This window comes from uncultured Megasphaera sp. (genome assembly GCF_900539295.1).
Taxonomy (GTDB): domain Bacteria; phylum Bacillota; class Negativicutes; order Veillonellales; family Megasphaeraceae; genus Megasphaera.
In genome coordinates this window covers 23,006-41,785 of record NZ_UQBH01000007.1, presented here as the reverse complement: position 1 = coordinate 41,785, position 18,780 = coordinate 23,006, and the positions used below count along the sequence as shown (strand labels likewise).

Annotated in this window: 21 protein-coding genes; 18 read left to right on the top strand and 3 right to left on the bottom strand. The window is 54.9% G+C overall.

From position 1 onward, the window contains the following. Positions 1 to 56: 56 nt before the first annotated feature. The 17 genes from cysK (at position 57) to QZQ46_RS03470 (ending at position 15,695) form a co-directional block, all read left to right on the top strand. On the top strand, positions 57 to 995 hold the full coding sequence (gene cysK / locus QZQ46_RS03550; protein WP_296826871.1) for a cysteine synthase A: 939 nt from the start codon (positions 57 to 59) through the stop codon (positions 993 to 995). A 32-nt stretch (positions 996 to 1,027) separates the two neighbouring features. After that, positions 1,028 to 2,065, top strand: a complete 1,038-nt coding sequence (locus QZQ46_RS03545) for a sulfate ABC transporter substrate-binding protein (RefSeq protein ID WP_296826870.1) — start codon at positions 1,028 to 1,030, stop codon at positions 2,063 to 2,065. Between the two features lie 12 nt (positions 2,066 to 2,077). Then, positions 2,078 to 2,923 (top strand): sulfate ABC transporter permease subunit CysT, encoded by an 846-nt coding sequence (gene cysT / locus QZQ46_RS03540; protein ID WP_296826869.1) that lies wholly within the window; start codon positions 2,078 to 2,080, stop codon positions 2,921 to 2,923. Between the two features lie 12 nt (positions 2,924 to 2,935). Continuing rightward, the gene (locus QZQ46_RS03535; RefSeq protein WP_296826868.1) at positions 2,936 to 3,766 is read left to right on the top strand and encodes a sulfate ABC transporter permease; all 831 of its coding nucleotides are present in this window, start codon (positions 2,936 to 2,938) and stop codon (positions 3,764 to 3,766) included. Positions 3,767 to 3,777: 11 nt separating this feature from the next. Further along, positions 3,778 to 4,839: a sulfate/molybdate ABC transporter ATP-binding protein gene (locus QZQ46_RS03530; protein WP_296826867.1), complete on the top strand. Its 1,062-nt coding sequence runs from the start codon at positions 3,778 to 3,780 to the stop codon at positions 4,837 to 4,839. A 16-nt stretch (positions 4,840 to 4,855) separates the two neighbouring features. Continuing rightward, positions 4,856 to 6,553 carry an adenylyl-sulfate reductase subunit alpha gene (locus QZQ46_RS03525; protein ID WP_296826866.1) on the top strand — a complete coding sequence of 566 codons (1,698 nt, stop codon included), beginning with the start codon at positions 4,856 to 4,858 and terminating at the stop codon, positions 6,551 to 6,553. Further along, positions 6,537 to 6,851, top strand: coding sequence for a ferredoxin family protein (locus QZQ46_RS03520; protein ID WP_296826865.1), 315 nt, complete (start codon positions 6,537 to 6,539; stop codon positions 6,849 to 6,851). The genes QZQ46_RS03525 and QZQ46_RS03520 overlap by 17 nt, the downstream gene beginning before the upstream one ends. A 34-nt stretch (positions 6,852 to 6,885) precedes the next feature. After that, positions 6,886 to 7,788 carry a sulfate adenylyltransferase subunit CysD gene (gene cysD, locus QZQ46_RS03515; protein ID WP_353736594.1) on the top strand — a complete coding sequence of 301 codons (903 nt, stop codon included), beginning with the start codon at positions 6,886 to 6,888 and terminating at the stop codon, positions 7,786 to 7,788. Then, positions 7,788 to 9,482 (top strand): sulfate adenylyltransferase subunit 1, encoded by a 1,695-nt coding sequence (locus QZQ46_RS03510; protein WP_296826864.1) that lies wholly within the window; start codon positions 7,788 to 7,790, stop codon positions 9,480 to 9,482. The genes cysD and QZQ46_RS03510 overlap by 1 nt, the downstream gene beginning before the upstream one ends. A 230-nt stretch (positions 9,483 to 9,712) precedes the next feature. Further along, a complete protein-coding gene (gene asrA, locus QZQ46_RS03505) occupies positions 9,713 to 10,729 on the top strand; it encodes an anaerobic sulfite reductase subunit AsrA (protein ID WP_296826863.1) in 1,017 nt (338 codons plus the stop codon). Then, positions 10,722 to 11,528 (top strand): anaerobic sulfite reductase subunit AsrB, encoded by an 807-nt coding sequence (gene asrB, locus QZQ46_RS03500; protein ID WP_044503739.1) that lies wholly within the window; start codon positions 10,722 to 10,724, stop codon positions 11,526 to 11,528. The genes asrA and asrB overlap by 8 nt, the downstream gene beginning before the upstream one ends. 12 nt (positions 11,529 to 11,540) lie before the next feature. After that, entirely contained in the window at positions 11,541 to 12,518 is a 978-nt protein-coding gene (gene asrC, locus QZQ46_RS03495) for a sulfite reductase subunit C (RefSeq protein WP_225069407.1), read from the top strand. Positions 12,519 to 12,530: 12 nt separating this feature from the next. Next, positions 12,531 to 13,298 carry a formate/nitrite transporter family protein gene (locus QZQ46_RS03490; RefSeq protein WP_296826862.1) on the top strand — a complete coding sequence of 256 codons (768 nt, stop codon included), beginning with the start codon at positions 12,531 to 12,533 and terminating at the stop codon, positions 13,296 to 13,298. A 380-nt stretch (positions 13,299 to 13,678) separates the two neighbouring features. Beyond that, positions 13,679 to 13,840, top strand: a complete 162-nt coding sequence (locus tag QZQ46_RS03485) for a hypothetical protein (protein ID WP_296826861.1) — start codon at positions 13,679 to 13,681, stop codon at positions 13,838 to 13,840. A gap of 46 nt (positions 13,841 to 13,886) precedes the next feature. Continuing rightward, positions 13,887 to 14,042, top strand: coding sequence for a hypothetical protein (locus tag QZQ46_RS03480; protein ID WP_296826860.1), 156 nt, complete (start codon positions 13,887 to 13,889; stop codon positions 14,040 to 14,042). A gap of 91 nt (positions 14,043 to 14,133) precedes the next feature. Beyond that, positions 14,134 to 14,997 (top strand): formate/nitrite transporter family protein, encoded by an 864-nt coding sequence (locus QZQ46_RS03475; RefSeq protein ID WP_296826859.1) that lies wholly within the window; start codon positions 14,134 to 14,136, stop codon positions 14,995 to 14,997. Positions 14,998 to 15,137: 140 nt separating this feature from the next. After that, a complete protein-coding gene (locus QZQ46_RS03470; protein WP_296826858.1) occupies positions 15,138 to 15,695 on the top strand; it encodes a flavin reductase family protein in 558 nt (185 codons plus the stop codon). A gap of 68 nt (positions 15,696 to 15,763) precedes the next feature. On the opposite strand, the gene QZQ46_RS03465 is transcribed toward QZQ46_RS03470, so the two are convergent. Both QZQ46_RS03465 and lexA read right to left on the bottom strand, forming a co-directional pair. Further along, positions 15,764 to 16,423: a Crp/Fnr family transcriptional regulator gene (locus QZQ46_RS03465; protein WP_296826857.1), complete on the bottom strand. Its 660-nt coding sequence runs from the start codon at positions 16,421 to 16,423 to the stop codon at positions 15,764 to 15,766. Positions 16,424 to 16,434: 11 nt separating this feature from the next. Further along, positions 16,435 to 17,052: a transcriptional repressor LexA gene (gene lexA, locus QZQ46_RS03460; RefSeq protein ID WP_044503744.1), complete on the bottom strand. Its 618-nt coding sequence runs from the start codon at positions 17,050 to 17,052 to the stop codon at positions 16,435 to 16,437. 189 nt (positions 17,053 to 17,241) lie between these two features. Between lexA and QZQ46_RS03455 the strand changes: the two genes are divergently transcribed. After that, entirely contained in the window at positions 17,242 to 17,574 is a 333-nt protein-coding gene (locus QZQ46_RS03455) for a LysM peptidoglycan-binding domain-containing protein (protein ID WP_296826856.1), read from the top strand. Here the strand turns inward: QZQ46_RS03455 and QZQ46_RS03450 are convergent. Continuing rightward, complete coding sequence (locus QZQ46_RS03450; protein ID WP_296826855.1) at positions 17,571 to 18,566, bottom strand: site-specific integrase; 996 nt, start codon at positions 18,564 to 18,566, stop codon at positions 17,571 to 17,573. The genes QZQ46_RS03455 and QZQ46_RS03450 overlap by 4 nt on opposite strands. Between the last annotated feature and the right edge of the window lie 214 nt (positions 18,567 to 18,780).

Sequence of the window (18,780 nt, the reverse complement as noted above, 5' to 3'; positions counted from 1 at the left end):
TGCGCCATCTGCTTATCACAGGTGGCGCTTTTCTTTTGGCAATATGGAGGAATCTTATGGCGCATATCGCAAAACACGTGACCGACCTGGTCGGCCATACGCCGCTCTTGGAGCTGACTCGCTGGCAGGAGGTACACGGCATCAAAGGCCGGGTCCTGGCCAAGCTTGAATACTTCAATCCCTTGGGCAGCGTCAAGGACCGAGTGGCCGTGGCCATGATCGACGCCGGGATACAAGCCGGCAAGATCGATAAGGATACGGTCATCATCGAACCGACGAGCGGCAACACCGGAATAGGCCTGGCCATGGCCGCCGCCGTGAAGGGCCTGCACCTGATCTTGACCATGCCGGACACGATGAGCCTGGAAAGGCAGAAAATCGTCAAGGCCTTGGGGGCTGAAGTCGTGCTGACACCGGGCATCGAGGGGATGCGCGGCAGTATCGGCAAGGCCGAAGAACTGCGAAAGTCTTATGGCAATGCCTTCATTCCGCAGCAGTTCGACAATCCGGCCAATCCGGCCATCCACCGGACGACGACGGCCGAAGAAATCTGGCGCGATACGGACGGCACCGTCGACATCTTCATTTCGTCCGTCGGGACGGGCGGCACCATTACCGGTACGGCTGAGGGGTTAAAAAGCCATAACCGGGACGTGCAGATCGTCGCCGTCGAGCCGAAAGATTCGGCCGTCCTTCGCGGCGGAAAGCCCGGGCCCCACGCCATTCAGGGGATTGGCGCCGGCTTCATTCCCAGCGTTCTCGATATGTCACTCGTAGATGATGTGATCGATGTATCGAACGAAGCTGCTTATGAACAGGCCCGGGAAGTGGCCAAGACCGACGGCCTCTTGGTAGGTATTTCGTCAGGCGCGTCCTTAGCGGCGGCTCTGACCGTCGCCAAGCGTCCGGAAAATGAGGGCAAGACCATCGTCGTCCTCCTGCCGGACGGCGGCGAGCGCTATTTATCAACGTCATTATTTGAAGAAGGGCTGTAAGGCCCTGCAGTCGGTATCGAGGGGGAAAAGATATGAAGCACAAAAAAATCATAGCGGTACTGACTGTCACGGCAGTCCTCACGGCGGCCGGTCTCTTGGCCGGCTGCGGTCGAGGAACTGATGAGGACACGCTTACCTTGACCAACGTCTCGTATGATCCAACGCGTGAACTGTATAAAGAATATAATGAAGCCTTTCAGAAGCATTATAAAGCGCAGACCGGGAAGGACATCCGTATCGTCCAGTCTCACGGCGGGTCGGGCAGTCAGGCCCGGTCGGTCATCGAAGGCAGCCGGGCTGACGTCGTCACCCTGGCCCTGGCCTATGACGTCGAGCGCTTAGAACGGGCCGGACTGATCCACGCCGGCTGGCAGCAGGAACTGCCTGATGATTCGGCGCCGTACACGTCGACCATCGTCTTTCTGGTTCGCAAGGGGAATCCTAAGGGGATACGCGACTGGGACGATTTGACGAAATCCGGCGTCAGTGTCATTACGCCCGATCCTAAGAGCAGCGGCGGTGCCTGTTGGAACTTTTTGGCCGCTTGGAGTTGGGGCCTTGATCATTTCGGGGGGAATGAAATCAAGACCCGGGCCTTCATGACCGACCTCTACCGTCATGTCACCGTTATGGACGCCGGTGCCCGGGGCTCGACGACGACCTTCGTCGAAAACGGGCAGGGAGACGTCCTCATTGCCTGGGAGAACGAAGCGCTCTATACGATGCGCGAATATCCCGGCCGCTTTGAACTCGTCGTACCCAGCATCAGCATCTTGGCTCAGCCCAGTGTAGCCGTCGTCGATCGGCTGGCTCGCCGCAAGGGTCACGAACAGGCTGCTGAAGAATACCTGCGCTACCTCTATTCCGATGAAGGCCAGGAACTGGCCGCCAAGAACGACTTCAGGCCGTCCAACCCGGATATTCTCCGGCGCTATGCCGACCGCTTTGATCTTAACGTCAAGTTGACGCGCATCAGCGACTTCGGCGGCTGGGAGGCAGCCTATGTCAAATTCTTCGACGATGATGCTATGTTTGATAAAATCATGGCTGATGTCGATGGCAGTCAATAAGGAGGGATGCAGATGAATCCATTTTCAAACCCGGCGGGCGGGCGAAACCGAATTATTCCCGGTTTTGGCCTGACCATGGGCGTGACCTTAGCCATGCTGTCCTTATTGATACTCATCCCGTTGATGTCGATTTTAGGCCACGCCTTTCAGTTGACGGCCAATGACTACGCTAAGCTCATCACCAACAGCGCCATTCGCAATGCCTTCATAACGACTATCGGCAGCTCCTTCTTGGCAGCGCTGATCAATTCGTTCTTCGGCTTTATCTTAGCCTGGGTCCTGGTCCGCTATGAATTTCGCGGCAAGGCCCTCTTAAACGGCGTCATCGAGCTGCCCTTTGCCTTGCCGACAGCCGTTGCCGGTATTACCTTATCGAAGCTCTATGCCGATACGGGCTTCTTCGGCAGCTTCTTCGCCCAGTACGGCATTTCCATTGCCTATACCCATATCGGCCTGGTCATCGCCCTGGTCTTCGTCGGCATACCCTTTGTCGTCCGCTCCATTCAGCCGGTCTTGGAAAACTTGGATCCGACCTATGAAGAGGCGGGCAGTATGCTCGGCGCATCGAAGTTCACCATCTTCCGGCGCATTATCTTTCCCGAACTGCGGCCGGCTCTCTTGACCGGCTTCGGCCTGGCCTTTGCCAGGGGCCTCGGTGAATACGGCAGTGTCATCTACATTGCCGGCAACAGTGCCCGCAATCATACTCAGGTCGTGTCCTACGTCATCATGCAGAAGCTCAATTATGTCGACTATGCCGGTGCTACGGCCATCGCCCTGGTCATGCTTATCATCGCCTTTGCCATGCTCTTTTCCATCAATATGATTCAGGTCTGGCAGGCTCGCCGCGTTCAGTAGAGGAGGGGAATCATGAAGCACAGCAAGACAGAAATACTCTTACTGAGCATCAGCGTCGTCTTCGTCGTCATCATGCTCATCGTGCCCCTCATTTCGGTCCTGGTCAATTCTCTGGCCGAAGGCTGGGCCTTCTATGTCAGAGCCCTTACGACGCCTTACGTCCTGTCGGCCCTGCGCCTGACTTTGATTGCCACGGTCATTGCCGTCGCCGTCAATACCGTCTTCGGCCTCTGTGCCGCCTGGGCCATCGCAAAATTCGATTTCCGGGGAAAGCACTTGTTGACGACCCTCATCGACATCCCTTTTTCTGTCTCGCCGGTCATTGCCGGCCTGGCCTTCATCATGACCTTCGGCCGCATGGGCTGGATTGGTCAGTGGATTGAAGTCCTGAACGACTATTTAGGGACCGATATTCAAATCGTCTTCGCCGTTCCCGGCGTCATCTTGGCGACGATTTTCGTCACCTTTCCCTTCGTCTTCCGGGAAATCATCCCAGTCCTTCACGCCAACGGCCGCGATGAAGAAGAGGCGGCGGCCCTCATGGGGGCCAAGGGCAGGACGATTTTCTTCCGCATAACTCTGCCGCAGATCAAATGGGCCTTATTGTACGGCATCGTCCTCTGTTCGGCCCGGGCCCTCGGCGAATTCGGTGCTGTCAGTGCCATGTCGAAACTGCGGGGCGAAACCTTTACCCTGCCCCTTGAAATCGATGCCCTCTACCAGTCGGGATCGGCCGACGCCATTACGGCAGCCTTTGCCGTGTCGTCCTTATTGGTGCTATTGGCCGTCGGCGTTCTCTTGCTGAGAGTATTCTTTGAATCGAAGCTCCACAAGCCATCATAGGAGGTGATGTCATGTACGTCGAGATGAAGCATATTGAAAAAAATTACGGCTCCTTCCACGCCTCGCGGGACGTTTCCTTTGGCGTCGAGAAGGGCAAGCTCGTCGCCCTTTTGGGGCCCAGCGGCAGCGGTAAGACGACGATCCTGCGCATGCTGGCGGGCCTTGAAAATCCTAACAGCGGCGACATCGTCATCGACGGCAAACGAGTCAATGACATTCCTGCTGCCAAGCGGGGCATCGGCTTCGTCTTTCAGAACTACGCCCTGTTTCGCTATATGACGGTCTTTGACAACGTCGCCTTCGGCCTTACCATTCAGGGGATGGGGAAGAAACAGATTCGTGAACGGGTCCTGGAGATGATCGACCTAGTCGGCCTGGCCGGCATGGAAGGGCGCTATCCCAACCAGCTTTCCGGCGGCCAGCGCCAGCGCGTGGCCTTTGCCAGGGCCTTGGCGCCGAAGCCTCAGGTCCTCCTCCTCGATGAACCTTTTGCGGCCATTGATGCCAAAGTGCGGCAGGAACTTCGCAACTGGCTGAAGGAGACCATTCACCGCGTCGGCATTACCAGCCTCTTCGTCACCCACGACCAGGATGAGGCCGTCGAGGTGGCCGATGAAATCATCATTACCAACCGCGGCCGAATCGAGCAGGTCGGGACGCCCTTCGACATTTACAGCAAGCCCGAGACGCCTTTTGTGGCCCAGTTCATCGGGACGCCTGTCGTCATCGATAACTGCAGCATCCTCACGGGCTTCGTCAACATCGGCGGCCCGAAAAAGGCCATCATCCGGCCGGAATTCCTCAAGATTTATAAACAGGGGACCATGAAGCGCTACGCCAGCGCCGCGGAATACGGCGTCGTCGAAGCCGTCGTCTTCCGGGGCAGCCGCCTCGACGTGACCGTTCGCATCAAAGATATCCTCGTTCACGGCGAATACGCTTTTGATGCACCGGCCCTTGAGGTCGGTGAAACGGTGCAGGTCCTCATTTACCGCCTCCACGTCCTCGACGGCGATAAGACCTATTTACGAGAAAACAGCGCCATGAGCGGCGGCGATATATTCTATATTTAAGCGAAGGAGTTATACCATGCAGATTACCAAGGAGCAAATCATCCATACCGATGTCCTCATCATCGGCGGAGGCACGGCCGGCTGTTACGCCGCCCTGACCCTCAAGAGCCTGTCAGAGGCTTCCGTGGTCATCGCCGAAAAGGCAGACATTCGCCGCAGCGGTTGTCTGGCAGCCGGTGTCAACGCCTTGAATGCCTATATCACCAAGGGCCATACGCCGCAGTTCTATGTGGACTACGCCAAAAAAGACGCTGCCGGCATCGTCCGCGAAGACCTTCTTTTGACCATGTCGGAAGGCCTCAATGAAGTCACTAAAAAGCTCGAAGAACTGGGCCTGGTCATCTTGAAGGACGAACAGGGGGAATACGTCACCCGCGGCCCGCGCAACATCAAGATCAACGGCGAAAACATCAAGACCATCTTAGCCGATGCCGTACAGAAACTGGACGGCGTACAGGTCATCAACCACTTGAATATCACCGACTACATCGTCCGCGACAACCGCATTGCCGGAGCCTTAGGCTTCGATATCCGGACCGGTACAGCCTATGAAATCCGGGCCAAGGCCGTCCTCTGCGCCACCGGCGGTGCAGCCGGCCTCTATCGGCCCAACAACCCCGGCTTTTCCCGCCATAAGATGTGGTACTGCCCCTTTAATACGGGCGCAGGCTACGCTATGGGCATCCGGGCCGGCGCTGAAATGACGACCTTTGAAATGCGCTTCATCGCCCTGCGCTGCAAGGATACCATTGCCCCGACGGGGACCATCGCCCAAGGCGTCGGCGCCAAGCAGATCAACGCCAAAGGCGAAGTCTATGAAGATAAATACGGCCTGACCACGTCTCAGCGCCTCTACGGTACGGTCCGGGAAAGCCTTGACGGCAAGGGACCGTGCTACCTCAAGACAGAGGGGCTGACGGCTGACGAAGATGAAGCCCTCTTAAAAGCCTACCTCAATATGGCACCGAGCCAGACCTTGAAGTGGATTGAATCGGGGAAACGGCCGAGTCAGCAGAACGTCGAAATCGAAGGGACCGAACCTTACGTCGTCGGCGGCCATACGGCCAGCGGCTACTGGGTCGATACCCATCGGCAGACGACGATTCACGGCCTCTATGCTGCCGGTGACGTCGCCGGCGGCTGCCCGCAGAAGTACGTAACCGGTGCCCTCGTCGAAGGGGAAATCGCCGCTAAGCACATCGTGGAAACGGCCCTGTCCGAAGGTTTTGAACTGACGGCTGACGAAGAACGGCAGATCTTAGCCGACAAGGTGGCTGAATACAACGCCTTCCTCGGCGAAGAACGGCCTTTCTTTACCGTCGAAGAACTGGAAGAAGCCATGCAGAAAGTCATGGACACCTACGCCGGCGGCATCGGCAGCCATTACCAGTACAATGAACGACAGCTGGCGCTGGCCGATGAAAAAATCGACCAGCTCACGGATCTGGCGACCAGCGTCGGTGCCGGCGATTACCATGAACTGCTCTTCGTCTACGAACTCCGGGAACGGCTGACGGTCTGCAAAGTCCTCATTGCCCACCTCCGGGCCCGCAAGGAAACGCGGTGGCATTCCTTTGCCGAAAACCTCGACTATCCCGACCAGAAGGACGAATGGCTGAAATACGTCAATTCCCGCATGGATGAAGACGGTCAGATTCACATGGTGTACCGCGACTTAGTATCAGGAGGGACTCTTTATGAGCATTCGCATTAATCAAGACCGCTGCATCGGCTGCAAACGCTGTGTGTCCGTCTGCCCGGGCAGCCTCATCGATATGAACGACGCCGGCAAGGCCTGGATGCATTACCCCAAAGACTGTTGGGGCTGTGTATCCTGCGTCAAAGAGTGTCCCGTTCAGGCCATCGACTTTTACCTCGGCGCCGATATGGGCGGCCGGGGCAGCACGATGAACGTCACTACCGAAGGACAGTTCATCAAGTGGCACATTCACCGGCCAGACGGCAAGGAAGAAACGATTACCATCGACCGCAAACAGGCCAATTCGTATTAACCGGCCTTACTATCTATCTGTTTAGAGGGGGATTATTATGTCTGCATTATCGCATCTTGACAACTTGGAAGCCGAAGCGATTTACATCATCCGCGAAGTGGCTGCAGAGTGTGAAAAGCCCGTCATGCTCTATTCCATCGGCAAAGACAGCTCGGTCATGCTCCATTTGGCCTTGAAAGCCTTTTATCCGGAAAAGCCGCCTTTTCCTTTCCTCCACGTCAACACGACCTGGAAGTTTAAGGAAATGATTCGCTTCCGCGATGAAACGATGAAAAAATACGGCCTCCAGCTCATTGAACATATCAATCAGGAAGGGGTAAAACAAGGGGTCAACCCCTTCGATTACGGCGCGTCCTATACGGATATCATGAAGACCCAGGCCTTAAAGCAGGCCCTGAACCAATACGGCTTTACGGCAGCTTTCGGCGGCGGTCGGCGCGACGAAGAAAAGTCCCGTGCCAAGGAACGTATCTTCTCCTTCCGCAACGAAGCTCAGGCTTGGGATCCGAAAAACCAGCGTCCGGAAATGTGGAAACTGTACAACACCCATATCCATAAAGGGGAAAGTATGCGTGTATTTCCTATTTCCAACTGGACGGAAAAGGATATCTGGCAGTACATCAAGCGGGAAAACATCGATATCGTATCCCTGTATTTTGCCGCTGAACGGCCCTGCGTCTACCGCGACGGCAACATCATCATGGTCGACGACGACCGCATGCGCCTCAAACCCGGTGAAGAAGTCATGCATAAAAAGATTCGCTTCCGGACCCTGGGCTGCTATCCGCTTACGGGGGGCATCGAATCGGATGCCGACACGCTGGACGCCATCATCGACGAAACCTTGAGTGCCGTATCGTCAGAACGGACGAGCCGGGTCATCGACAATGAAGCAGCCGGCAGCATGGAACGCAGAAAGAGAGAGGGGTATTTCTAATGGACAGAAATGAAAACGGGTTATTAAGATTCATCACCTGCGGCAGCGTCGACGACGGCAAATCGACCTTGATCGGCCACTTACTGTACGATGCCAAACTGCTCTATGCCGACCAGAAACGAGCTTTGGAGCTGGAAAGTAAGGTCGGCAGCCGCGGCGGCGCCATCGACTATTCGCTCCTCCTCGACGGGCTCATGGCCGAACGGGAACAGGGCATCACCATCGACGTGGCCTATCGCTACTTCAATACGGATAATCGCAGCTTCATCGTCGCCGATACGCCGGGCCACGAAGAATATACGCGCAACATGGCCGTCGGCGCCTCTTTTGCCGATTTGGCCATCATCCTCATCGATGCCACCCAGGGCGTCTTGGTCCAGACCCGGCGCCACGCCCGGATCTGCGCCCTCATGGGCATCCGCTACTTCATCTTTGCCATCAACAAGATGGACCTCGTCGACTACGATCAGAAGCGCTTTGAAGCCATCAAACAGGATATCGAAGCTCTTCGGGACGACTTGGAATTGGAAAATGCTGTCTTTATTCCCGTCTCGGCGACGGAAGGGGACAACGTTACCAAAAAGTCCGTGCCCATGGCTTGGTACGACGGCCCGACCATCCTCGAATACTTGGAAACAGTCGACGTCGAAGAAAATGACGAAGAAGGCTTTTACCTTCCCATTCAGCGCGTCTGCCGGCCGAACCATACCTTCCGCGGTTTCCAGGGTCAGATCGAAAGCGGCAGCCTGGCCATCGGCGACACGGTTCATATCCTGCCCAGCAAGCAGGAAGCTAAGGTCAAAGACCTCTTGGTCGGTTTTAATTCCGTGCCGTCGGCCTCAAAAGGTCAGCCGGTCAACGTCCAGCTCGACCGGGAAGTCGACGTCTCCCGAGGCTGCGTCTTTACCAAAGACACGGCTATCGGCCTCGGTCAGCGCATTACGGCGACCATGCTCTGGATGGATGATCAGCCCTTAGTCGTCGGAAAAGAATACGTCGTCAAATTGGGAACGAAAGAAATCGTCGGCGTCCTGACCGACGTCGACTACACCATCGACGTCAATACGGGCGAGAAAAAACGGGCGACATCCGTGTCTAAGAACGAAATCGCCGTCTGCACCTTGTTCCTCCAGGAACCGATCGTTGTCGATACCTTCAGTCATCACAAGGGGCTTGGCGAACTGATCCTCATCGACCGGGTCACCAACATGACCTCGGCCTGCGGCGTCGTCATCGACGGCAACGATACCGACAGGGACCACACCTTTGTCAACGGCAGCCTGAAAGGCCGGGGCGACGTCTTTGAAGACTTCTTCTACGGTATGCAGAGCCTGAACATCACTAAGGCTAAACCGGCTTACCGCCAGTATCACATTGGCGATGCCATTCCGACCAAAGGTGAAACCTACGCCTACCCCGACGACTTCGACATCCTTATCCTCCGCGATAATCTGGCCGTCGAAATCCGTAAGGCCAAGGTAGCCAACATCCTGTCCCTCGACGGGTATGCCTATACAGAAAAACCATTGGTCAACGGCCGGGGCTTTGCCATCAATGTCCATTCGGCACAGGAATTTGCCGCCTTTAAGGCCGATTATGCCGCTGCCGGGGACAATCCCGATGCCAAGGTCTTCGATAAATGGCTGACTTTTGAAACGTACCGCACGATTAAATTCCATAACGATTTTGAATAACTTCATCACCAAAAAAGTGCTGTTCCCACGGCGGGAGCGGCACTTTTTTTGCCTTTTGGGGATGGAGGTATGGATGACTTTTAAGCATGATTAATTGCGGGAATTTTCAATAACCGTTGCCACGGCAACAGTTTGAACGACGCCTTCCTGCTATGATAAGGACAAGCTAGAAATAAGATTGCTGTCACGATCTATGTGAAAAAAAGTATTTACTGAAAGAGGGGACTGCTATGGGATACGCGGTATCACTTGAAAAATTTCAAACTGTCTTCGATAGCTGGAGAAAAAAATATGACATTTACGCTCCGAAAGTCTTTGAAGGAACGGGACGTTTTTCTGAAACAGACGTCGTTCGTTACGGGAAAGTCACGGATTTGGCCGACATCGATTGGAACGATCGGTCGGAATACTCCTTTAAGGATATTCTCCTGCCATTGAGCCAGACCTTATTGTACTTTACGGAACATGGTATGACCGAATCGGAAGGGCCGACGCGGGGGACTATCGTCTTCCTCCGCAGCTGCGACCTCCACGCCGTAAAACGCCTCGATTATATGTTCCTCGAAAACGGGCCGGAAGACTCCTATTACAAGCGCGTCCGCGATGGACTGAAATTCGTCCTCATGGGCTGCGACCACGACTTTGACGGCTGTTTCTGCGTCTCCATGGGGACCAACGTCAGCACGGACTACGACGTGGCCGTAAACGTCCGCAGCGGCGGCTTTGAAATCGACTGCAAAGATCCGGAACTGGCCAGGGCCTTCATCGACATGGGCGCTGCCGAAGTGGACGTCACGCCTGATGCTGTTATGGAAAACAGCCTGACCGTCAAGGTTCCGGAAAACCTGACGTCAGCCGTTGCCAAGAGCTCTATTTGGGACGAATACGACAAGCGCTGCATCAAGTGCGGACGCTGCACCGTTGCCTGTCCGACCTGCACCTGCTGGTCCATGCAGGATCTGTTTTACACCGAAAACGGCCAGGCCGGCGAACGGCGCCGCGTCCAGGCATCGTGCATGATCGACGGCTATACGGAAGTGGCCGGCGGCCTCTGTTTCCGCAAGAAAGCCGGCGAACGGATGCGCTTCAAGGTCCTCCACAAGGTTCTCGATTTCAAGAAGCGCTCGGGCTTCCAGATGTGTGTCGGCTGCGGCCGGTGTGATGCCATCTGTCCCGAATACATTTCCTTTACCCATTGTGTCGAAAAATTAGAAGCCGGAATGAAGGAGGTCAGCGGCCATGAATAATTCATATATGCCTTTTCGCTCAGAAATCTTAGAGGTCATCAAACACGCCGATGTGGAATATACCTTCCGCATGTCCTACGACCGCGGCGACACGCATCCCGTCAAGCCGGGCCAGTTCTTTGAGATCTCCATCCCGAAATACGGCGAAGCGCCCATCTCCGTCAGCGGCATCACCGACCATTCCCTGGATTTCACCATCCGCCGCGTCGGTTCCCTTACGGAAGAAATCTTTGAAAACTACGTCGGCGGCCACTTCTTCATGCGCGGCCCTTACGGCAACGGCTTCGACGTCAACATCTTTAAAGGCAAGGAAATCGTCCTCATCACCGGCGGTTCCGGCTTGTCTCCGGTCCACGGCGTCATCGACTACTTCGCCGATCACATGGATGAATGCAAGAGCCTGAACATCATTTCCGGCTTCAAATCGCCGGACGACATCTTGTTCCGCGACGATTTGAAACGCTGGATCGCCGACGGCATGAACTTCATCTACACCGTTGACGCCGCCCCCGAAGGCTATGAAGGTAATGTCGGTCTGGTTACGCAGTACATCCCACAACTGCCGCTCAAAGATTTCGACAACGCCATCGCCGTCGTCGTCGGTCCGCCGATGATGATCAAATTCTCCATTCAGGAACTCTTAAAAATCGGCTTCGACGAAGAAAAAATCTGGCTGTCAGAATCGCGCAAGATGTGCTGCGGCCTCGGTAAATGCGGTCATTGCCGCATTGGCGAGCTCTACGTCTGCCAAGACGGCCCGGTATTCAAATACACGACGGTTCGCTCATTTATCGACTAGGAGGTAAGAACGATGATTGATATGAATTGTGGCAAGTTAAAGAAAAACGCCTTCCGCGTCACCAAGAACCGCGGCGTCACGTCGGCCCGCGTCCGCGTTCCCGGCGGCCATCTCCGGGCTGACGTCCTCGGCAAAGTTCAGGAAATCGCCGAAACCTACGGCAGCGGGGAAGTCCATCTGACCATCCGTCAGGGCTTTGAAATCTTGGGCATTCCCTTTGAAAAAGTCGACGAAGTCAATAAGGCATTGCAGCCTATCATCGAAGAACTGGGCATCAACCAGTCGGAAAAAGGCCGCGGCTACGATTCGTCCGGCACGCGTAACATCATGGCCTGCGTCGGCAACCGTATCTGTCCCTTTGCCAACTACGATACGACGGCCCTGGCCGAACGGATTGAAAAGGCTATTTTCCCCAATGACCTCCACGTCAAAGTCGCCCTGACTGGCTGCCCCAACGACTGCGGCAAGGTCCGCATGCACGACTTCGGCATCATCGGCATGACCGAGCCCCAATTCGACCCGACGCGCTGCATCAGCTGCGGCGCCTGCGTCAAGAAGTGCAAACAGCTCTCCGTCGAAGCCCTGAAAATGGATAAGAACCGGCCTGTACGGAACGTCGAAAAATGCATCGGCTGCGGCGTCTGTGCCCACGCCTGCCCGACCCGTGCCTGGACGCGGAGCAAGACTCAGTACTTCCGCATGACCCTCCTCGGGCGCAGCGGCAAGAAGAACCCCCGCATGGGCATCGACTTCATCAAATGGGCTGACGCCGACAGCGTCGTCAAGATCATCAGCAACGTCTACGCCTACGCCCAGAAATACATCGATCCCGAAGCACCGGGTGGTAAAGAACACATCGGCTACATCGTCGACCGGACGGGAACGGAAGAATTCCTGCGCTGGATCATGAAAGACGTCAATCTGCCGCCGAAGGCCGAAATCTACAAACCCCTGTACTGGGACGGCATCCGGTACTCGGGCTTGAAGTAGGGGGCAGACGCAATGTATCAAGACGAATATGCGGCGACGGGAGCCGGTGCGGCTGCCAAAGTACGCTTATTGAAAAAGAATCCCTTAGGATACTTTCTTATGTCGGCCCTGGCCGGTGCCTATATCGGCTTCGGCATCCTCCTGTCCTTTACCGTAGGGGGGACCCTGGGTCCGATTCCGATGAATAAAATCGCCATGGGCCTGTCCTTCGGTATCGCCCTGAGCTTGGTCATCATTGCCGGGGCCGAACTCTTTACGGGCAATGCCATGGTTCTCTACAATGGCTGGCGGCAAAAGACCGTTACCCTAACCGACGTCATCGGTTTGTGGGTCGTCTGCTACTTCGGCAACCTCGTCGGTGCCGTCATCTTATCGTTTATCTTCTACGGTGCTGCCGGAACGGCCGGCGGTGTCGGACAGGCCCTGGCAGGAGCTGCCGCGACCAAGATGAGCCTGCCGCCGTTGGTCCTATTCCTGCGGGGCATCTTGTGCAACGTCCTGGTCTGCCTCGCCGTCTGGTGCGGTTTCCGCTGCAAGTCCGACAGCGGAAAATTGATCATGACCTTCTGGTGTCTCTACGCCTTCTTTACCTGCGGTTTTGAGCACAGCGTGGCCAATATGACCGTCCTGACCCTGGGCCTCCTCAATCCGGCCGGCATGGCCGTAAGCCTCACAGGATACGGGCACAACCTGTTGTGGGTCACCTTGGGGAACCTCGTCGGCGCCATTCTTTTCCTGGCCATACCCTACGGGGTGGCGGCTAAAAAAATCGCTGAATAGTTGAATTTGTCCGTCTCATCCGAATTTTCTGCGATAATAAAGAAATACATCCGGTCGTGGTGAATGATGTCAGGGGAACACCAATATTTGACAAAGAACCAAAAAACGGCTTCCACAATGGGAGCCGTTTTTGTCTTTTCGGAACAAAGAAAAAGCAAACATGATTTATTAATATATGTATAATGCGATTTTTTCAATATATGCTGTGGCAGCCATAGTTTGGACCGCTCATTTGTGGTATTATAAGAATAAAATAAAAAGCGGTTTGTTATTACAATGTGTGAAAAAATCATTGAACGCATTGAAAAGGCCATTTTCCCTAATGACTTCACGTCAAAGTCGCTCTCACGGGCTGACTCAACGACTGCGGCAAGGTCCGCATGCACGATTTCATTATCGGTATGACCGAGCTTCAATTCGATCCGATGCGCTGCATCAGCTGCAGTGCCTGCATTGAAAAGTACAAACAGCTTTCTGTCGAAGCCCTGAGAATGGATAAGAACCGCTCCGGACGCACAGCAAGCCCCGGTATTTCCTCATGATTCTCCCGGCCGCAGCGGCAAAAAAATCCGCATGGGCATCGATTTTATGAAATGGGCTGACGCCGACAGCGTCATCAACATCATCTGCCATGTCTACGCCTACGCCCAACATATATGGATCCGCAAGCGCCGGGCGGCAAAGAACCCATCGGCTGCATCGTCCATCGGACGGGCGCGGAGGAGGTTCTGCGCCGGATCATGAAGGACGTCAGCTTACCGCCCAAAGCTGAGGTCCATAGCCGTTGTATTGGACGGCATCCGCTATTCAGGTTTGAAGTAGGAGGCGAGGTACTATGTATGATGAAGAATATGCAGCAACCGCTACCGGTGCGGCTGCCAAGGTACGTTTTTTAAAAAATAACCCTTTGGGATATTTTCTCCTGTCGGCGCTGGCCGGTGCTTATATCGGCTTCGGCGTCCTCCTGGCCTTTACGGTCAGCGGCACCCTGGGGCCGATTCCGATGAATAAGATTGCCATGGGCTTGTCCTTTGGCGTCGCCCTCAGTCTGGTCATCATCGCCGGGGCAGAATTGTTTACGGGCAACGCCTTCGTCCTCTTCAGCGGCTGGCGCGGAAAGACCGTTTCTTTGCTCGACGTCGTTCATCTGTGGATTGTCTGCTACGTTGGAAACCTCGTCGGCGCCCTCATCTTATCGTTCCTCTTCTACGGGGCAGCTGGGACGGCCGGCAGTGTCGGACAGGCCTTGGCCGGAGCCGCCGCGACTAAAATGAGTCTGCCGCCGCTGGTCCTCTTCCTGCGAGGCATCTTGTGCAACGTCCTGGTATGTCTGGCCGTCTGGTGCGGCTTCCGCTGCAAGTCCGACAGCGGCAAACTGATCATGACCTTCTGGTGTCTCTACGCCTTCTTCACCTGCGGCTTTGAACACAGCGTGGCCAACATGACCGTCCTGACCTTGGGCCTCCTCAATCCGGCCGGCATGGCCGTAAGCTTCTCCGGTTTCGGCTACAACCTCCTGTGGGTCACCTTAGGCAATCTCGTCGGTGCCGTCGTCTTTCTGGCCATTCCGTACGGCATTGCTGCCGCAAAAAAGCAGGCTCAGTCGACGACCAGCATCCGTTCATCCTCGAATACCGCCGTACCGAAACGTACCGTCACCCATACCCCGTCATCGGTAAGTCCTTCGACGCCACACTGACGGTAACGAACTGAACGTCATATCGTCATATACCCGGCTGCCGCAGGGCGGTCGGGTTTTCCTTTTTCGCCGCATTCTGTATCCATCGCTTACGAGTTTCTGTTATAATAAAGAAAATAACCGTAAGGGGGAATGATATCATGAGTAAAGAATTTACCGGGAAAGAAGCTTGTATCGCCCCGGAAGGGGTTTTCATCATCGGAACCTACGATGAAAATGGCGTTCCTAATGCCATGAATGCAGCCTGGGGCTCCCAGTCCGATTTCGATGAAATCACCTTATTTTTAGACAAGCACAAGACGACGGACAACGTCAAAAAGACCGGCGCCTTTACGGTGGCCTTTGCAACCAAAGATACGATGGTCCTGGCCGATTACTTCGGCGTCGAAACGGGGAACCGCGTCAATAAGATAGAAGTGGCCGGCTGCCACGTCCATGAAAGCAGTCACGTCAAGGCTCCGATTATCGAAGAATTTCCCGTCACTCTCGAATGCGAATGCAAGAGCTATGATGACGAAACGGGAATCCTCGTCGGTAAAATCGTGGCCCAGCAGGCTGATGAATCGGTCCTCACCGACGGCCTCGTCGACTACGACAAGCTTCAGCCCATCATGTACGACAGCAGTACCAAGACTTACCGCCTCATCGGTCCCGTCGTCGGCAAAGCCTTCCACGACGGCCTGTCTTTGAAGAAATAAGTGAATATCAGGCATGCAAAAACGGAGTACCGCCAACATCACGTGGCAGCACTCCGTTTTTTTGTATGTCAGTTCAGAGTAACGGTTTGCTGATTTACATCGATGAGTCCTTCTTCTTTCATCCGAGTCATTTCCCGAGCGACGGCCGTTCGGTCGGCACAGAGATAGTCAGCCAGCTGAATCCGCGTCATGGGAATAGTGAAGGTCGGGCTGCCGGCCTTTTCCGATTGGAAGGAGAAATAGGTCAGCAGCTTTTTACGCAGGGTCTTTTTCGAGACGACTTCCAATTTTTCCATGAGTTGGGCGTTCTTTGCCGCAATGAGGTGCAGCATATTTTCGATGAGTCGATGGTGAAAGGGACAGGCCTGGGTACAGACGTGGAGGACTTTTTGAAAGGGCAGGGTCAGGAAGGTCGTCGTCTTGACGGCCTGGAAGGTGACTAAAGACTGGAGCATCGTAGCGCAGACGAAGGTTTCCCCAAAGAGGCCGCCTTCTTTGATGACGGCCAGGACAGCCTTATCGCCCCAGCGGTCTTCGTGGATCATGTGGACTTCACCGCTTAAGACGACGCCGATATAGCGGACTTCATCCTGAGCCAGAACTAAAAATTCACCTTTTCGTACGGTCTTCGTCTGAGCGCCCAGGCAGGTGAGCATGGCTGACCGGTCTTCCGGGCGGATGCCGTCAAAGAGAGCGCTGTCAGCTGCTGCCGCTGCAACATCAACCATAGAGATACCTCCTAATATTGACGGTAGAGGCCGACGACTTTGCCGAGAATCTTGCAGTTTCGCGTGTAAATCGGTTCATATTCGTCATTTTCCGGCTGGAGTCGAATGGCATCTTTTTCACGGAAATAGCGCTTTACCGTCGCTTCATCGTCGATGAGGGCCACGACGATTTCGCCGTTTTCCGCCGTGTCCTGATGGCGGACGATGAGCTGATCTCCTTCGAGGATGCCAGCATTTTTCATGCTGTCCCCTTGGACGATGAGCATGAAGCAGTCATCGTTGCCGATGAAATCAGCCGGGAAAGGGTAGACGTCTTCGACGCATTCTTCGGCAAAGATGGGGGCCCCGGCGCGTACCTGACCGACCAGGGGCAGGGGAACGATTTTCTTCGACCGCCACGAGCCTTCGTCGAGGAGTTCAATCGTCCGGTTTTTAGCCGGGTCTCGGCGGATGTAGCCGAGGTCTTCCAGGCGATGGAGATAGCCGTGAACCGTCGATGTCGAACTGAGGCCGACTTCTTTACAGATTTCCCGGACCGACGGGGGATAGCCGAATTGGTGGACACAGGTGCGGATGTATTCTAATATCTGTTTTTGACGGGTCGTCAGCATTTTTTCATTGGTAATCATATATAGTCACTCCAGTCTCTGGCAAGTTGCAATCATTCCAGTATAGCTAGTCATATTATACCGAAATTCTCAAAAAAAATCAAACATTTGTTCAAATCGCCTTGACAAGAACAACTGTTCGAAGATATAATAAGGGTGTCGACGAACAGTTGTTCTTAGAACGTTCGTTTTTACTTAGGAGTGATTGCCATGAGAAAAAGAAGAAGAGCCAGAAGCCCCTTATTCAAATATGCCGCCTTAATCGGCTTGGCTATCTTTATGTGCACCCAAATCGGCTGGAGCTACCAGCCTTCACAGGAATACGTTTCCGTCCGCGTCGAACAGGGCCAGACCATTTGGCAGCTGGCATCGGTCGTCGTCGACGAAGATACAGATGTCCGTCAGGTCATCCAGTCCATCCTCGACGAAAATAAACTGACCGGTGACAAGGCCATTCAGCCGGGCCAAGTCCTGCGCCTGCCCGTTTCCGCCGGAAAAGCCGGCCACGTTCGCCAGGCCTTTGCCGGCCAGCTCGTCCCTTAAGGTTTGTCGTCGGTAATCTTAAAGATAGGATTGTCGATGAGGCGGTCGGCTTCGTCGATGTAGCGGCGGACGACGGACTGTGACTTATGGCGGGTCTGGCGCATGATCTGCCGTTCTTCCACATGATGCTGAGCCGCCGACGTGGCAAAGCCGTGGCGCAGGCTGTGGGCACCGTAGTCATCGGGATTCATGCCCATCAGTTCGGCATAGTGCTTGACGATGAGGGCGATGGCCTTATCGGAAATCCGCGTCTTGCGGATATGGTGGCCCTTGGTCAGGCCACGGAAGACGGGACCCGTCGTGATGCCGCTCATGTCGAGCCAGTTTTTTAATGCCGTAACGGCGCAGAGATTCGTATCCTTTACCATGGGGATGGCGATCATCTGGCCTTGGTCGAACTGGTCAGTCTTCGATTTGCGCAGGGTGATGAGCAGGCCCAGGCGGGTGAATTTCAAATCTTCCACGTCGATGCCGGCCAGTTCCGACCGGCGAAGGGCGCCGTAGAAGCCGACCAATAAGATGGCCCGGTCCCGGATTTGCTGAAGGTCTTTGCCTTCGAGGAAGGTCAGCATTTCTTTGATATCATCAAAGAGGACCGGCGCCTTGCCGTTTTGGATGGTGCCCTTCATGCGCTTGATGCCGCGCAGGGCATTCTTGACCATGGGAAAGCGGCAGGGGTTGTCGTGAACGCCGGCGGCGTCGAAGTTTTCCGTAAGGGCGCTGAGGCGCCGGGCAATGGTATTAGCCTTGGCATTGTCGGCCAGGTCGTTGATGTAGTTTACGATTGTTTCCGGTTCGGCCGGAAAGGACGACAGATTGTGGTAGGCACACCAATCACAGAAGTCATTCCAGTCTGAGCGATAGGCGTCGACCGTATTGGCCGCCCGGGCCGTATACAGGCTCTGACGGGATTTATGAGATAATTTGTCGTTGTTGGCAATGGCGTCGCTGCGGCCGATAAAAAAATTAGGCGCATCCGTTTCTCTGGGCAAGGTACATGCTCCTTTCGTTTTTACAGTTATAGAGATACAGAAAAAGGCGTTTCGCAAGAAGTTTCTTGTGAATACGCCTTTTACGTATACCTCGATGGGTGAAGCTCTTTTATGAACCGCCTGTCGGCCTGCAAAATCAGATCGCCGCGGGATATGAAATCCTTAAGGGCACGAATCGCTGCGAACGAAATCTCTTCCCTTACGGGATTTTCTT

Coding starts and splice junctions, on each gene's coding strand:
- QZQ46_RS03465 (WP_296826857.1), bottom strand. CDS start 16,423: ATGGTTGATGTTGCAGCGGCAGCAGCTGACAGCGCTCTCTTTGACGGC.
- QZQ46_RS03455 (WP_296826856.1), top strand. CDS start 17,242: ATGAGAAAAAGAAGAAGAGCCAGAAGCCCCTTATTCAAATATGCCGCC.
- QZQ46_RS03470 (WP_296826858.1), top strand. CDS start 15,138: ATGAGTAAAGAATTTACCGGGAAAGAAGCTTGTATCGCCCCGGAAGGG.
- QZQ46_RS03525 (WP_296826866.1), top strand. CDS start 4,856: ATGCAGATTACCAAGGAGCAAATCATCCATACCGATGTCCTCATCATC.
- QZQ46_RS03535 (WP_296826868.1), top strand. CDS start 2,936: ATGAAGCACAGCAAGACAGAAATACTCTTACTGAGCATCAGCGTCGTC.
- cysT (WP_296826869.1), top strand. CDS start 2,078: ATGAATCCATTTTCAAACCCGGCGGGCGGGCGAAACCGAATTATTCCC.
- asrC (WP_225069407.1), top strand. CDS start 11,541: ATGATTGATATGAATTGTGGCAAGTTAAAGAAAAACGCCTTCCGCGTC.
- QZQ46_RS03485 (WP_296826861.1), top strand. CDS start 13,679: ATGCACGATTTCATTATCGGTATGACCGAGCTTCAATTCGATCCGATG.
- asrB (WP_044503739.1), top strand. CDS start 10,722: ATGAATAATTCATATATGCCTTTTCGCTCAGAAATCTTAGAGGTCATC.
- QZQ46_RS03475 (WP_296826859.1), top strand. CDS start 14,134: ATGTATGATGAAGAATATGCAGCAACCGCTACCGGTGCGGCTGCCAAG.
- QZQ46_RS03490 (WP_296826862.1), top strand. CDS start 12,531: ATGTATCAAGACGAATATGCGGCGACGGGAGCCGGTGCGGCTGCCAAA.
- lexA (WP_044503744.1), bottom strand. CDS start 17,052: ATGATTACCAATGAAAAAATGCTGACGACCCGTCAAAAACAGATATTA.
- QZQ46_RS03480 (WP_296826860.1), top strand. CDS start 13,887: ATGAAATGGGCTGACGCCGACAGCGTCATCAACATCATCTGCCATGTC.
- QZQ46_RS03530 (WP_296826867.1), top strand. CDS start 3,778: ATGTACGTCGAGATGAAGCATATTGAAAAAAATTACGGCTCCTTCCAC.
- QZQ46_RS03545 (WP_296826870.1), top strand. CDS start 1,028: ATGAAGCACAAAAAAATCATAGCGGTACTGACTGTCACGGCAGTCCTC.
- QZQ46_RS03510 (WP_296826864.1), top strand. CDS start 7,788: ATGGACAGAAATGAAAACGGGTTATTAAGATTCATCACCTGCGGCAGC.
- asrA (WP_296826863.1), top strand. CDS start 9,713: ATGGGATACGCGGTATCACTTGAAAAATTTCAAACTGTCTTCGATAGC.
- QZQ46_RS03520 (WP_296826865.1), top strand. CDS start 6,537: ATGAGCATTCGCATTAATCAAGACCGCTGCATCGGCTGCAAACGCTGT.
- cysK (WP_296826871.1), top strand. CDS start 57: ATGGCGCATATCGCAAAACACGTGACCGACCTGGTCGGCCATACGCCG.